At 62.9% G+C, this 13,635-nt stretch carries 11 protein-coding genes and 1 tRNA gene; 5 read left to right on the forward strand and 7 right to left on the reverse strand.

The genetic code is table 11. The features are described 5' to 3' along the window. The 3 genes from EN781_RS08975 to EN781_RS08985 all read left to right on the forward strand — a co-directional run. Positions 1-2,943, forward strand: a 2,943-nt coding sequence (locus EN781_RS08975) for a molybdopterin-dependent oxidoreductase (RefSeq protein ID WP_348631370.1), incomplete at its 5' end; no start/stop codon positions are given. A gap of 208 nt (positions 2,944-3,151) precedes the next feature. Then, positions 3,152-3,679 (forward strand): molybdopterin-dependent oxidoreductase, encoded by a 528-nt coding sequence (locus EN781_RS08980; protein WP_126054998.1) that lies wholly within the window; start codon positions 3,152-3,154, stop codon positions 3,677-3,679. Positions 3,680-3,790: 111 nt separating this feature from the next. Then, a complete protein-coding gene (locus tag EN781_RS08985; RefSeq protein ID WP_245455688.1) occupies positions 3,791-5,656 on the forward strand; it encodes a bifunctional diguanylate cyclase/phosphodiesterase in 1,866 nt (621 codons plus the stop codon). Between the two features lie 81 nt (positions 5,657-5,737). Here the strand turns inward: EN781_RS08985 and EN781_RS08990 are convergent, their stop codons facing one another. Next, positions 5,738-6,040, reverse strand: coding sequence for a hypothetical protein (locus tag EN781_RS08990; protein WP_126054996.1), 303 nt, complete (start codon positions 6,038-6,040; stop codon positions 5,738-5,740). A 341-nt stretch (positions 6,041-6,381) separates the two neighbouring features. Continuing rightward, complete coding sequence (locus EN781_RS08995; protein ID WP_210211271.1) at positions 6,382-6,843, reverse strand: Lrp/AsnC family transcriptional regulator; 462 nt, start codon at positions 6,841-6,843, stop codon at positions 6,382-6,384. A gap of 115 nt (positions 6,844-6,958) precedes the next feature. On the opposite strand from EN781_RS08995, the gene EN781_RS09000 reads away from it, so the two are divergent. Then, positions 6,959-8,164, forward strand: coding sequence for a methionine gamma-lyase (locus EN781_RS09000; protein ID WP_126054995.1), 1,206 nt, complete (start codon positions 6,959-6,961; stop codon positions 8,162-8,164). 12 nt (positions 8,165-8,176) lie between these two features. Continuing rightward, the gene (locus EN781_RS09005) at positions 8,177-10,546 is read left to right on the forward strand and encodes a 1-deoxy-D-xylulose-5-phosphate synthase N-terminal domain-containing protein (RefSeq protein ID WP_126054994.1); all 2,370 of its coding nucleotides are present in this window, start codon (positions 8,177-8,179) and stop codon (positions 10,544-10,546) included. Between the two features lie 630 nt (positions 10,547-11,176). Here EN781_RS09005 and EN781_RS09010 read toward each other — a convergent pair. The 5 genes from EN781_RS09010 to EN781_RS09030 all read right to left on the reverse strand — a co-directional run bounded on the left by EN781_RS09010 (position 11,177) and on the right by EN781_RS09030 (position 13,398). Continuing rightward, on the reverse strand, positions 11,177-11,440 hold the full coding sequence (locus tag EN781_RS09010; protein ID WP_126054993.1) for a hypothetical protein: 264 nt from the start codon (positions 11,438-11,440) through the stop codon (positions 11,177-11,179). 274 nt (positions 11,441-11,714) lie between these two features. Beyond that, a complete protein-coding gene (locus EN781_RS09015; RefSeq protein WP_126054992.1) occupies positions 11,715-11,930 on the reverse strand; it encodes a hypothetical protein in 216 nt (71 codons plus the stop codon). Continuing rightward, positions 11,927-12,136, reverse strand: coding sequence for a helix-turn-helix domain-containing protein (locus EN781_RS09020; protein ID WP_126054991.1), 210 nt, complete (start codon positions 12,134-12,136; stop codon positions 11,927-11,929). Before EN781_RS09020 ends, EN781_RS09015 begins: the two co-directional genes overlap by 4 nt. A gap of 108 nt (positions 12,137-12,244) precedes the next feature. Next, positions 12,245-12,318 (reverse strand) — tRNA-Gln (locus tag EN781_RS09025). 147 nt (positions 12,319-12,465) lie between these two features. After that, on the reverse strand, positions 12,466-13,398 hold the full coding sequence (locus tag EN781_RS09030; protein WP_126054990.1) for a lysylphosphatidylglycerol synthase domain-containing protein: 933 nt from the start codon (positions 13,396-13,398) through the stop codon (positions 12,466-12,468). Positions 13,399-13,635 lie beyond the last annotated feature (237 nt).

Consider the following 13,635-nt stretch of genomic DNA (forward strand, 5'->3'; position numbering starts at 1 on the left):
GAGATCGACGAAGCACGCGAGGTGAGGACCACCTGCCCCTATTGCGGGGTGGGCTGCGGCGTGCTGGCGAAGGTCGCCGCGGACGGTGAAGTCACCGTCCGCGGCGACCCCGATCATCCGGCGAATTTCGGCCGGCTCTGCTCTAAGGGTTCGGCGCTCGCCGAGACCATCGACCTCGATGGCCGGCTGGTCCATCCCGAAATCGGCGGCCGCCGCGCCGTTTGGGACGAGGCGCTCGACCTCGTCGCCTCGACCTTCTCGCAGACCATCGCCGAGCACGGTCCGGACGCGGTCGCTTTTTATGTGTCAGGCCAACTGCTGACCGAGGACTATTACGTCGCCAACAAGCTGATGAAGGGCTTTGTCGGCTCGGCCAACATCGATACCAATTCGCGGCTCTGCATGGCTTCCTCGGTCGCCGGCCACCGCCGCGCCTTCGGCTCCGACACGGTGCCGGGTTGCTACGAGGATCTGGAGCTAGCCGATCTCATCGTGCTGGTCGGCTCGAATCTCGCATGGTGCCATCCCGTGCTCTACCAGCGCATCGCGGCGGCGCGCGAGAAGCGGCCCGGGATGAAGATCGTGCTGGTCGATCCGCGCCGCACCATGACCGCCGACATCGCCGACCAGCATCTGGCGATCGCGCCGGATGGCGACACCGCGCTGTTTTCCGGTGTCCTTGCCCATCTCGCGAAGAACGATGCGCTCGACCGCGCTTATATTGCCGAACATACCTCAGGCTTCGAGGAGACGCTGGCGGCCATCGCATCGCTCGATCTCGCCGGCATTGCCACCGCCACGGGTTTGAGCGAGGACGAGCTTTCGCACTTCTACGCGTTGTTCGCGGCAACGGAAAAAACCGTCACCGTCTACAGCCAGGGCGTCAACCAGTCGTCGCAAGGCACCGACAAGGTCAACGCCATCATCAACTGCCATCTCGCCACCGGCCGCATCGGCAAGCCCGGGGCAGGGCCGTTCTCGGTCACCGGCCAGCCCAACGCCATGGGCGGCCGCGAGGTCGGCGGCCTCGCCAACATGCTCGCCGCCCACATGGAGATCGAGAACCCGGCGCACCGGGCGCGCGTGCGCCGTTTCTGGAATGCGCCGGCAATGGCCGCGAACCCTGGCCTGAAGGCCGTCGACATGTTCAGGGCGGTGGCCGACGGGCGCGTCAAGGCGCTGTGGATCATGGCCACCAACCCGGTCGATTCGATGCCGGACGCCGATGCGGTGGAAGCCGCGATCAAGGCCTGCCCGTTTGTGGTGGTTTCCGACGTGCTGGCGAGCACCGATACCGTTCGTCATGCCCATGTGTCGCTGCCCGCCACCGCCTGGGGCGAGAAGGACGGCACCGTCACCAATTCCGAACGCCGCATCTCGCGCCAGCGCGCCTTCCTGCCGGCGCCCGGTGAGGCGAGGCCGGACTGGTGGATCGTTGCCGAGGTGGCGAAGCGGATGGGATTTGCCGAGGCGTTTGCGCATGCCGGGCCGGGCGAGATCTTCGCCGAGCACGCCGCGCTGTCGGGTTATGAAAATGATGGCGCGCGGGATTTTGATATCGGCGCTTATGCCGGGATCAATGCTGAGGGCTATGAGGATTTGGCGCCATTCCAATGGCCAGCACCGGCCTTATCCTCTCCCTTGAGGGGAGGGTCGGAGAGCGCGTTGAGCGGAGCGAGACAAGCGAGCCGGAGAGGGGTCGGAGGTGAAGTCTCAGTCTCTGCCAACGAGGCCGAGACTGTCGCAGGCGACCCCCTCTGGCCTGCCGGCCATCTCCCCCTCAAGGAGGGAGATCAGCCCGCACCTCGACCTTCGCCAATCTCCAAAGTCGGAGAGTGGGCGCAGTCCGCAGTGCCGCTAGTCTCCCCCCTTGAGGGGGAGATGGCCGGCAGGCCAGAGGGGGTCGGTACGACTGGGCGCCAGCCCATTCGCTTCTTCGCCGACGGCAACTTCTACACGCCCGACCGCAAGGCCCGCTTCATCCCGATCCGCGTCTCAACCGACATCCGCACCACGCCCGACTACCCGCTGATCCTCAACACCGGCCGCATCCGCGACCACTGGCACACGATGACGCGCACCGGCAAAAGCCCGCGTCTTTCCCAGCACATCGCCGAGCCCTTCGTCGAAATCCATCCGGCCGATGCACAGCACCATGGCATCGGCGACGCCGACATCGTGCGCCTATCCAGCCCGCGCGGCGCCGTCCTGGTTCGCGCATTGATCACGACCCGCCAGCGCCAGGGCAGCGTCTTCGCGCCGATGCACTGGACCGACCAGTTCGCGGCCAAGGGACGTCTCGACGCCCTGACCGCGGCGCTCGCCGACCCTGTTTCCGGCCAGCCGGCGCTGAAGCATGTCGCGGTGCGCATCGAGAAATTCGCCGCCAGAGCCTTCGGCTTCGCCGTGATGCGAGAACGCCCCGAGGTCATCGCCGCCGACTATTGGGCGGTGGCCCGCTGCAAGGGCGGCTGGCGGGTGGAACTCGCTTTTGCCGACGAAAACATCGACTGGCCGGGTTTTGCCCAGTCATTGTTTGTGTCGCCTGAGGCCGAGCTGCTCGCCTATCACGACCGCGACGCCGGCCAGCACCGCATCGCCGCCTTTGAAGGCGAGCGCCTTGCCGGCGCCCTGTTCGTCGCACCCGGTCCAGTCGCTGTCTCACGCGGCTGGGCGGCCGAGCAGCTCAAAACCGCCCACGCCGGCCAGCGTGAGCGCTTCCGCATTGTCGCCGGCCGCGCCGGCGCCGACCGGCCGGATATCGGCGCGATCGTATGCTCCTGCTTCAGCATCGGCGCCAACCAGATCGCGGCGGCTGTGGGGGCTGGCTGCTCGACCGTCAAGGCCGTTGGCGAAGCGCTCAAGGCCGGCACCAATTGCGGCTCCTGCCGCGCCGAAATTCGCGCCATCATCGGAGCGGGCAGGGTGCAGGCGGCGGAGTAGCGTGCGAGGCGGCCCGGCTTGGCGCCCAGCTCCTTGATATGCTTTCGATGGGCGTTGGTTAGCCTGCATCGGCCATCAGCAACGACGCCCGCTGCAACCAAAAGCTAACTGAAAAATAAACATTCGATGGAAGGATGGCAGCTCCGCCGACAGTATCGGCGAGCCGGCAACGGTTGGTACTGGCCATGGAAATGGAAAGGACTGCGTTGTGTCGATCCTCGAGAGAAGTTTATCTGCACTTGATCGGATCCTGATTGTTCTGGTCATTTCGGCAATCGGCATGCTGCCGGCATTCGCCATGGAACCGGCCAAATATCCGGATCCTCCCGATACCGTTGCTTTCAATGTCGAGAAGAACGGCGAATCGATCCCGGTCACGCTGCGACAGCTGGAAAAGCTCGGCCTTTACAGCGTTTCCACCCCAAGTCCCTTTGAAAAAGGGCAACTTGCGTTTCAGGGCGTTCTGTTCCGGGATGTGGTCAAGCTGGTCGGACTGGAGGGTGAATCGTCAGTCGTCCTGCGGGCGGTGGACGACTATGTGCAGGTAATCCCGAAGGAAGACTGGATCGAAGGTCCCCTGCTTCTTGCCACTCGCCAGGACGGCAAGCTGTTGACGCGGCGCACGCAAGGTCCCACGCGGCTGATCTACCCTCTCGATGACTATCCAGCCTTCGATACGCCAGTTCGCAAACCTCGATGGATCTGGCTGATAAAAACGATGGCCCCTGGCAATTGAACTTCCGCCTTACGTCCAGCCATGTGGTCTAGAAGCAAAGCCTGGCGGCTTCCTGTAACCTACGTAGCCGCGGCTGCATCGGCAGCCGTCTGCTCAGCTATCTTGATCGCGGTGCTGTTCACGAGCGTCAGCAAGATAGAGAGCGCGATGCCGCGTTTCGGCTTCTTCGCCATTCGCGAGTTCCACATTGCGATACGCGACGTGACGCATCTGCGGGATATGGTTTCACTTGCCCAGCTGGCCGGCGGTTCGCCTGAAAGTCTTGAGCAATTGGCGGCCGCAAACGATCTGGTCTACATCCGTTTCGAGCGGATCGACGGCGGCGACACGATTAGCGAAATCCCTGCCTACGCCGGTATCGTGCCGCAGGTCAATGACGCTGTGAAGCGGATCGATGCCATCCTTGCGGCCGGCTTGCCTTTCGATGAAAACAGCCTGAAAGAACTGGGAATTGAGCTCGACCAGATCGTCGCTCGCATGAACGACGAATACTACAAATATGGGGAAGAAGTTAACGTCGATCTTTATGCGGCCGAGAAGAACCTCAACAGGTTCAACTACCAGATTGCCTTTGCCTTGACGGTATTGTCGGCGCTTGCGATCGGAACCGCCGTGCTGCTCATCGGCCGACGGGAAACCATCAGCAAGCTGGAATTTCTCGCCTGGCGCGATGCGACGACCGAGTTGAAGAATCGCGCCTGGATGTCCGCCAACAGAGACGGGCTGCTGGAGCGGGCAAGGCTGGCCGGCAAGCCGCTCCGGCTGTTCCTGATCGACCTGGATCACTTCAAGAGCGTCAACGACACGTTCGGTCATCACATTGGCGATCTGCTGCTGAAGGCCGTTGCCGAGACCTTGCAGTCGGTCGAACGGCCAGGCGAAGTGGCCGCCGTCCGCCTGGGAGGAGACGAGTTCGCCGTCATGGCGATCGGGCATTCGGACGATCTCGGCCATCGTCTGCGCGAGCAGCTGAACCGGTTTGCCGATCTGGACGGTCACCAGGTGCGCATCGGCGCCAGCATCGGCATGGCGTCTTTCCCGGATCATGGCTCGGATATCTCCACCTTGTTGCGCAACGCCGACAGCGCGCTCTATGCCGCGAAGGCGGAAGGACGGTCCGGCTTTGTGACGTTCTCGCCTGCTATCCTCAGCCAGATTGATGCGCAGCTGGGCGAGGAGGCGGCGATCAAGCAAGCGCTGAACGCCGATGAGTATTTTCTGGTTTGGCAGCCACAGTTCGAATTGGCGACGGGGCGTATGATCGGCGCCGAAGCCCTGGTCCGATGGCGCGACCGCGTTTCGGGAACGGTGCGCCTGCCTGACTCATTCATTCCGACCGCGGAACGGAGTGATTTGATCCTGGAAATCGACAAGATCGTGCTGAGCAAGGCCTGCGCGCAGGCAGTGCAGTGGATGTCGATTTCCGCCGCCGATTTCATCTGCGCGGTCAATGTCTCGGGCAAGACCCTGCAGGACGATGGATTTTTCGTGCACCTCGCGGAGGTGCTGCTGCAAACGGGATTGCCGCCGTCGCGCCTGCAGTTGGAAATCACGGAAGGGGTTTTCATCCAAAGCAAGGATGCGTTGAACACATTGTCGAAAATTCGCAATCTCGGGGTCAGTTTGGCGCTCGACGATTTTGGATCCGGATATTCGAGTTTCGGCTACCTTGCCGATCTCGACCTCAATCAGCTGAAGATCGATCGATCGTTCTTGAACGATCTGGAATCGTCCAGGAAAAAGCAGGACGTTGTCGGAGGAATTATCGCGCTGGCCAACTCTCTCAGCCTGACTGTCATGGCCGAGGGGGTGGAAACCGAAGGACAACTGGCTTTCCTGATCGCCGAACAATGCCACGGCGCCCAGGGGTTTTTCATGTCGGAACCGATCGACGAGAAATTGCTGACAAATCACCTGATTGCGCGGCGAGGCAGCCTCAAGGCCAAGGCCAGGTCCAAGCTGAACCTCTCGGCTTGATCGCAGCCTGGGCCCGATTCTAGACGTCCGTGAAGCGTCGACCTTCGAGAGCCGGCGCTATGAAAGCGAGGGCCACCACGCCTAGTGCGGCCGTCCCGGCCACACTTTCGAACTCTCACCCCGTGGCCGATTGGCGCTTCGCTCAGCGCCTGGCCCGCGGCCTGTCTCGATGATCCCGACCATTGCGCGGGTAAATTCGACCACGCTGTTTGCCGTGATGGCTGCCTTGTCGGGGCTTTGGCCAATCTGCTCGGCGGCCCCGCAACATGACAGGCGGATGCGATCGTAGTGCAGATCTCTCTCATCGTCTGGCAACGTCGCCAAATTCAGAGCCCGCCCGTGAATCATGCGCAGCAGCTGCGCCAGTGCTGTTTCGACACTCATGCGTTTTGCTCCGCATCGGTCGAACGTCGCGGCACACATAAGATGCCGGATCGTCGATGGGGGAGGGTTGGTTCCCGTCGCCCGATACGGAAAGGCTGCATCATAGCTGTTAATATATCGTTGATTGCTAATGTAAGCGCATAGCACCCGGCTTGCGGCGGTGTCCAAGCCAACGAAGGCGTGAAGGGAGGGCAGATAGCTGGCTGGGGTTCCTGGAAGCTTTTCGAACTTTCTGTCTTGCTCCTCCAGTCGAAATTGCGAGTGCTTAATGAGGGAGCGAGGTAGTGGATGCTCGTTGCCGTCCAGCATCAGTGCCGAGACGGGACCTGACGCCAATGGCACTATAGAGGGAAGACCCGGGACGACTTGACGGTGCCGTAGACGAGGCTCGTCGTGATGGACCCAATGCCCGGAATGCCGTGCAGGCGGTTGCGGACGAAATGTTCGTATTCGTCGAGGTCCGCCACGACGACACGCAGGAGATAGTCCGCCTCTCCGGTTAGCAGGAAGCAGTCGAGGATCTCGTCCGCGTCATGTATGCGCTTCTCGAAACGCTCGACGGCCTCGCGTTCATGCCGTTGCAGGGCGATGCGGATGAAGGCCGTGATCTGAAAACCGCAGGCCCGCGTGTCGACATCCGCGGAGTAGCCGACGATTACGCCAGCCTCTTCAAGCAGGCGCACCCGTCGCAGGCACGGGGACGGAGAGAGGTTCACGCGTGCCGCCAGGTCCTGGTTGGTCAGCCGGCCATCGCGCTGCAGCTCCCGGATGATCTGGCGATCCTTGGCATCTATTTGTTTCATTTTGGGATTGGACAATCGTGATATTCCAATTTTGTGAGGCATAGTGGCATTATTTGGCAGCACCTGCCAGGCGCTCGATGCAAAGATTCAGGCCGTCCCAAGCCATGAGGTCGCCATGAACCCCCGCCAGCCCGCCAGTTTTGCCACCCGCGCCATTCACCTTGGCCATGATCCGGCGCAGCATGAGGGTGCACTCACGCCGCCGCTGCACCTGACCTCGACCTATGCCTTCGACAGCGCCGAGGCAGGAGCCGCACTCTTTGCCGGCGAGGCGCCGGGGCACATCTATTCGCGCATCTCGAACCCGACGCTCGATCTCCTCGAGCGCCGCTGCGCCGACCTGGAAGGCGCCGAAGCGGGAGTTGCGCTGGCTTCGGGAATGGGCGCCATCTGCTCGGTGTTCTGGACCTTCCTGTCTCCCGGCGACGAGATCATCACCGACAACACGCTCTACGGCTGCACCTTCGCCTTCATGCGCCACGGCCTGGCGAAATTCGGCATCACCATCACTCATGCGGACCTGACCGATCCGGAAGCGTTGCGTGGCGCGCTCTCGCCCCGGACCCGGATCGTCTATTTCGAAACACCGGCCAATCCGAACATGCGGCTCGTCGATATCGCTGCCGTCTCCGCGATCGCCAAGGCGCACGGCGCCAAGGTGATCGTCGACAACACCTACGCTACACCGGTGCTAACCCGGCCGATCGAACTCGGCGCCGATATCGTCGTGCATTCCGCTACCAAATATATGGGCGGGCACGGTGATCTCGTCGGTGGCATCGCTGTCGGCAGGGCCGAAGACATGACGCAGGTTCGCCTGGTCGGCATGAAGGACATGACCGGCGCGGTCATGGCTCCCTTCAATGCGATGCTGGTTCTGCGCGGTCTCAAGACGCTGAAGCTGCGCATGGAACGGCATTGCGCAAGTGCCATGACGGTGGCACGAATGCTGGAGAGCCACCCGGCGGTGGCCAAGGTCTATTATCCCGGGCTGGAAAGTTCTTCGCAGCATGCCCTTGCCAAGCGGCAGATGCCCGGCTTCGGAGCGATGATCGCTTTTGAGCTGAAGGGCGGACTGGCAGCAGGTCGCACGATGATGAACCGCCTCGAACTGATCCGGCGCGCCGTCTCCCTGGGCGACGCCGAAACCCTGATCCAGCATCCGGCCTCCATGACCCATTCGACCTATACGCCCGAAGAGCGTGCCGCCCACGGCATTTCCGAGGGGCTGGTCCGGCTGTCCGTCGGGCTGGAAGAGGTCGAGGATATCCTGGCGGACCTCACGCAGGCGCTGCAGATGCCGGCGTCGCTCGCCGCATAATCGGAGTTCGCTATGATCGACCTCGCCCATCTGGAAACCCTGCATCGCCGGCTTCTGTGGTTGTCCTGCTGGACGATCCACAACGCCAATCATCTGCGCGACAAGGGCGAGGGGGAGGTCAAGGTCGGCGGCCATCAGGCCTCTTCGGCCTCGATGGCGGCGATCATCACGTCGCTTTACTTCCACGCCCTGCGCCCCGAGGACCGGGTAGCGGTGAAGCCGCATGCCGGCCCAGTGTTCCACGCGGTCCAGTATCTGATGGGCAACCTGCCCCTGGAGAAGCTGAAGAATTTCCGCGGCTATGGCGGCGTGCAAAGCTATCCGTCGCGCACCAAGGATGTCGACGATGTCGATTTCTCGACCGGTTCGGTTGGCCTCGGTGCGGCCTTCCCGATCTTCGCCTCCATGACGCAGGACTATCTGCGCGGCCATGACTGGGCCGGCAAGGAAGGCCGGATGGTCGCCCTGATCGGAGACGCGGAACTGGACGAAGGCAACATCTACGAGGCCTTGCAGGAGGGCTGGAAGCACGACTTGCGCAACGTCTGGTGGGTGATCGACTACAACCGCCAGAGTCTTGACGGCGTGGTGCGTGAAGGGCTCTGGCACCGCATTGAGGCGATCTTTTCCGCTTTCGGCTGGCGGGTGGCCCGTCTCAAATATGGCGCCCTGCAACGCGCGGCCTTTGCCGAACCGGGTGGAGAGGCCCTGCGTGACTGGATCGATGCCTGCCCCAACGCACTCTATTCGGCTCTGACTTTTCAGGGCGGTGCGGCCTGGCGCAAACGGCTCATGGACGATCTTGGCGATCAGGGTGCGATCACGGAACTACTGGACCGCCGCAGCGACACCGAACTCGCAGTGCTGATGGAAAACCTTGGCGGACACTGCCTGCCGTCGCTCTGCGAGGCGTTCGATGCGGCGGACGACGACCGGCCGACGGTTTTCCTGGCCTATACGATCAAGGGCTGGGGCACGCCGCTGGCCGGGCACAAGGACAACCATGCCGGCCTGATGACGCCGGCGCAGATGGAGACCTTTCGCGGCGCCATGGGCGTGCCGGAGGGCGCGGAGTGGAAGCCATTTGCTGCCGTGCCCGACGAAGCGGGCCTGCGCGCCTTCCTGTCCGGTGTTCCGTTTTTCGCCAAGGGCAGGCGCCGTTTCGAGGCGCCGGCCTTGCCGCGTCCGGACAGAGTGAAATTGTCGGATAGGATGCTGTCCACGCAAGCCGGCTTCGGCAAGATCCTCGACGAGATCGCCAAGGCAGGCGGGCCGTTGGCCGACCGGATCGTCACCATGGCGCCGGACGTGACCGTCTCGACCAATCTCGGCCCCTGGGTCAACCGGCGCGGTCTGTTCGCCCGCGCGGCGCGCGCCGACACGTTCCGCGACGAGCGTATTGCTTCGACGCAGAAATGGGCCTTCTCGCCCAAGGGCCAGCATGTTGAGTTAGGCATCGCCGAGATGAACCTGATGCTTATGCTAGGCGCGGCGGGATTGTCGCATTCCCTGTTCGGTGAACGATTGATCCCGGTCGGAACGGTTTACGATCCCTTCGTCGCGCGCGGCCTCGATGCGCTGAACTATGCCTGCTATCAGGACGCCCGGTTTCTCTTGGTCGGCACCCCATCGGGCGTGACGCTGGCGCCGGAAGGGGGAGCGCACCAGTCGATCGGCACGCCGCTTATCGGCATGGCGCAGGACGGGCTGGCCTCTTTCGAGCCTGCCTTCCTCGATGAACTGTCGATCATCATGGACTGGAGCTTCGACTATCTCCAGCGTGACGGCGAGGGCGATCCGAACGAACGCACCTGGCTGCGCGATGAGACCGGCGGGTCGGTTTATCTGAGGCTTTCCACCCGCCCGATGGAGCAACCGCAGCACCGCAGCGATCCAGGATTCGCCGAGGGCGTGATCGACGGCGCCTACTGGCTTCGCGAGCCGGGATCGAATGCCGAGGTGGTGATCGCCTATCAGGGCACGGTCGCGACAGAGGCCATCGCGGCAGCCGGCCGCATCGGAGGCGATCGACGCGACATTGGCGTGCTCGCGGTGACGTCGGCCGACAGGCTGAACGCCGGCTGGACGGCCGCCCGGCGCGCAAGGGCGCGTGGTCACGCCACGGCGATGAGCCTCGCCGAGCGGCTGCTCGCCCGTCTGCCGGCGCATTGCACGCTGATCACGGTGATCGACGGCCATCCGGCGACATTGTCCTGGCTCGGGGCCGTGGCCGGACATCGCACGGTGCCTCTCGGAGTAGAGCATTTCGGGCAGACCGGCACCATCGGCGATCTTTATCGCCATTTTGGCATCGATGCAGACGCCATCGTCGCAGCCGCAAGCCGCATCGCGCCCGGTCGGCCGATCAGGCTTTCGGCCTGACAAATCGATGCGGCCTGCCGCAAGCCTGTGAAAGGTTCAGCAGTTCCACATCTCACCGCGTAGAGCGTTGCTGCAAGAACGCACCACCCGAGCTCTCGGATACCCAAAGCTGGCACGGCAGATATCTGGCTGGGGAACCTGGATTCGAACCAGGACTAACGGAGTCAGAGCGCGTCAGCCGCGATCCGGTTATTGTTGCGGATACTTGTTATTACTGGGATTTTCCTCTTGTCAGTTGCGGTTACTTGCGGATAATTGTGACTTGCTGGGTACGCCATGGGTACGCGGCAAGCCAAGGGGGAAAACCGCAACATGCCAAAACTAACAGAAACGCGCGCTCTTCGCGCCAGACTGCCGGGGAAAAATGAACCCGACGCCGCGCGATCCGGCAGCGCCTGATCGGGCCGATAGAGACGTTCACGCTGATCAGGAAATGGGTGGACCGGATCGAAGCTCGCCCTGTCGAGACGCGACCGCCCGACGCGACGGTGAACTGACCCCGCATAAGGCGGCGCGATCAGCGGACGGTATCTTTCCCCATCGAAGGCAAGGACCGTGCTCTACCGCATGTCCCGCCGGGGGCAAACTGCAGTGGTTAACGGCCTATGGCGGCCGGAGCGGGTGAATTACCTATTGCGTCAGACAGCCCGGCGTCTTGTACGAACATTGCACTTCGGACTTCGCGCCGCTTTTGTCGGCGATGACGCAGGCGACGTGGTGATCGTCTCTGGTACACTGGTTGGAGCAGGAGACGAATGTCGCGTCTTTTTCTTTGGCGTAATTCGTCGCGCTGAGTTCGGCTATCTGACTCTCCTTCGCCGTCAGAGTGTAGGGCTGTGCGCTGTGAGCGGCTGTGGCGAGCAGTAATGCGCTGGCGATTATGGTCAATTTCATGGTCACTCCCCTCCCTTGGTGGTGTTCGTCCTCATTGCAGATTGAGATCCGACACCATCGTCTGCCGAATCGGGAACGTCAATGACCCTTTGTCGGCAGGGAGGCGGTCTGGATGCCGTCGCGGCCCACGCGCGTCTCGTTGCAGAGGATATTCTGCTTGGAGATAGAGAGGTGGCCGCTACGTTTGTAGCGCCCAGCCCCGACGAGGAGGCAGTGAGGAGTCCGCTCGTAACCCTCACTCAAAGCGACAAAGGCGGCGGCAAGTCGCTCGCTCTCAACCCGTAGCGCCCCTGTCGTCCTGCGCGCCGCTGGTGATACGGTGACGCCGCCACAGCCGTTCGAGCTTGGCGACCAGCTCGGCGCTGCCGCCTGCGTCGTCCATGCGGGCGAGGTTGAGGACGCTGGTGCGCCCGCAGCGCAGGCCCGCCGCGATCATCCCGGTGTCGATGCCCCACTGGCGCAAATCGGCCACCATCTGGCGCAGGCTCATCGGTCGCCCTCTTTCGAAGCAAAGTTTTTTGCGGCGAACAGCCGCTCGATCTGGCGAACCGTCGAGTAGGCGGGCGCGCGCGCCTCGCCGGTCGCCAGCCGGTGCACCGTCGAGTGCGACAACTTCGCGGCCTCGGCGATCTGCCTGCAGGTCAGGCCGGTCGCGTGAAGCTGCTCGATCATCTGCTGGAAGCGGGGGGCGGGCATGGCCGTCCAATAGCACGAACCGGGGTATGCCAAAAAGTGGGTACGCCATGGGTACGCGGCCATTCTCGCCGCTGCGCCTAAAAATCCGAATTTGTCAATGATTTCAAGTGGCTGGGGAACCTGGATTCGAACCAGGACTAACGGAGTCAGAGTCCGTGGGTCTACCGTTAACCTATTCCCCAGCAGGCGCGGTCGGTAACCGTGCGAAGCGGGCGGCTCAAGCGCCGCGAGCGCTGCCTTGTAGCCGCCGCCGGAAAATAGTCAACCCCGCGCCGCGTTTCAATCGCAGCTTTTGCTCACTCTTGCTGGGAGTGGCTGGGAAGCCCGGCTCAGCTCTCGCTGCGGCCAAGCTGCGAATGCTCGAAGAACAGCACCACGCCAAGCGCAATCAGCAGTGGGATAATCAGGTAGAACAGGCGAAACACCAGGAGCGCGGCCAGCACGCCGACCGGGTCCATGTGCGAGAGGCCGGCGAGGAAGACCACCTCGAAGACGCCGAGCCCGCCCGGCGCGTGCGAGATTTGTGCCACCGAGAAGGATACCAGGAACACGCCGAGGATGACGAAATAGCCGGGATTGCCGGTGGCCGGCAGGGCAAAGAAGATGATTGCCGTGGCGGCAAGCAGTTCGACCGGACCGATCAGCAACTGCCGCGCCACGATGGGCAGCGCCGGATAGTGCAGCTGGAAGCCGCCGATCCTGAGCGGCTTCAGGTGCAGCCAGCTGCCGAAGATGTAGGCGCCGACCAGAATCAGCATGGCTAGCCCGGCGGCACTCGCCGCCCGGTGATGTGGCACGCCTGAGAAACGGTCGATGACCTCGGGCTCCAGCACCAGCACGAGCCCGCCGAGGAAGATGCTGGACAGCACGAAGGTGATCCAGCAGATCGCCACGAGAACGCCGACATCCTGACCGGTCAGCCCCCTGGTGCCGTAGGCGCGATAGCGGATCACGGCGCCCGAGATTACCGAGCCGCCAATGTTGTGCGACAGCGCGTAGGTTGTGAAGGAGCAGAAGGTGACGAACAGCCACGACACTTTCTTGCCGATGTGGAGCAACGCGATGTGATCGTAACCGGCAAGCGAAGCGTAGGCGATCACCGAGCTCAGCGCCGCCAATATCCAGCCGCGCGCGGGGATCGCGACGATGCCGGCCCAAACGTCGTCGAGCGAGATGCCGCGCAGTTCGTGGATGAGCAGCCACAGCGAGAACACCACCGCCGCGATGCCGACGACCGGCCAGAAATAACGCCTCCAGTTCATGGCGTTGCCATCATGCGTTGCGGCTCATTGGTTGATGTTGCCCGGCCCTCTCGGTCCCTCTTTTGAGACATGCCTGATTGAAGCCGGCTATTCAACTGCGAAGCCGTCGCAGCCGCGGCATCGGCAAAATTCGCCGCATGCGCTCTTGGTGATCCCGCGTGGCGCTGTTAGTCTGGCGGCAACTTGAAACAATAAAAGCGCCTGCTGCGTCCGTTCCCGGTTCGCGCGGTGCCGGAA

Source organism: Mesorhizobium sp. M4A.F.Ca.ET.090.04.2.1, assembly GCF_003999085.1.
Classification (GTDB): domain Bacteria; phylum Pseudomonadota; class Alphaproteobacteria; order Rhizobiales; family Rhizobiaceae; genus Mesorhizobium.

Bases quoted from the DNA above. Each gene is read 5' to 3' on its own strand.
- EN781_RS09005 (WP_126054994.1), top strand. From the start codon at position 8,177: ATGATCGACCTCGCCCATCTGGAAACCCTGCATCGCCGGCTTCTGTGG.
- EN781_RS08990 (WP_126054996.1), bottom strand. From the start codon at position 6,040: ATGAGTGTCGAAACAGCACTGGCGCAGCTGCTGCGCATGATTCACGGG.
- EN781_RS09020 (WP_126054991.1), bottom strand. From the start codon at position 12,136: ATGCCCGCCCCCCGCTTCCAGCAGATGATCGAGCAGCTTCACGCGACC.
- EN781_RS09015 (WP_126054992.1), bottom strand. From the start codon at position 11,930: ATGAGCCTGCGCCAGATGGTGGCCGATTTGCGCCAGTGGGGCATCGAC.
- EN781_RS09000 (WP_126054995.1), top strand. From the start codon at position 6,959: ATGAACCCCCGCCAGCCCGCCAGTTTTGCCACCCGCGCCATTCACCTT.
- EN781_RS09010 (WP_126054993.1), bottom strand. From the start codon at position 11,440: ATGAAATTGACCATAATCGCCAGCGCATTACTGCTCGCCACAGCCGCT.
- EN781_RS09030 (WP_126054990.1), bottom strand. From the start codon at position 13,398: ATGAACTGGAGGCGTTATTTCTGGCCGGTCGTCGGCATCGCGGCGGTG.
- EN781_RS08995 (WP_210211271.1), bottom strand. From the start codon at position 6,843: ATGAAACAAATAGATGCCAAGGATCGCCAGATCATCCGGGAGCTGCAG.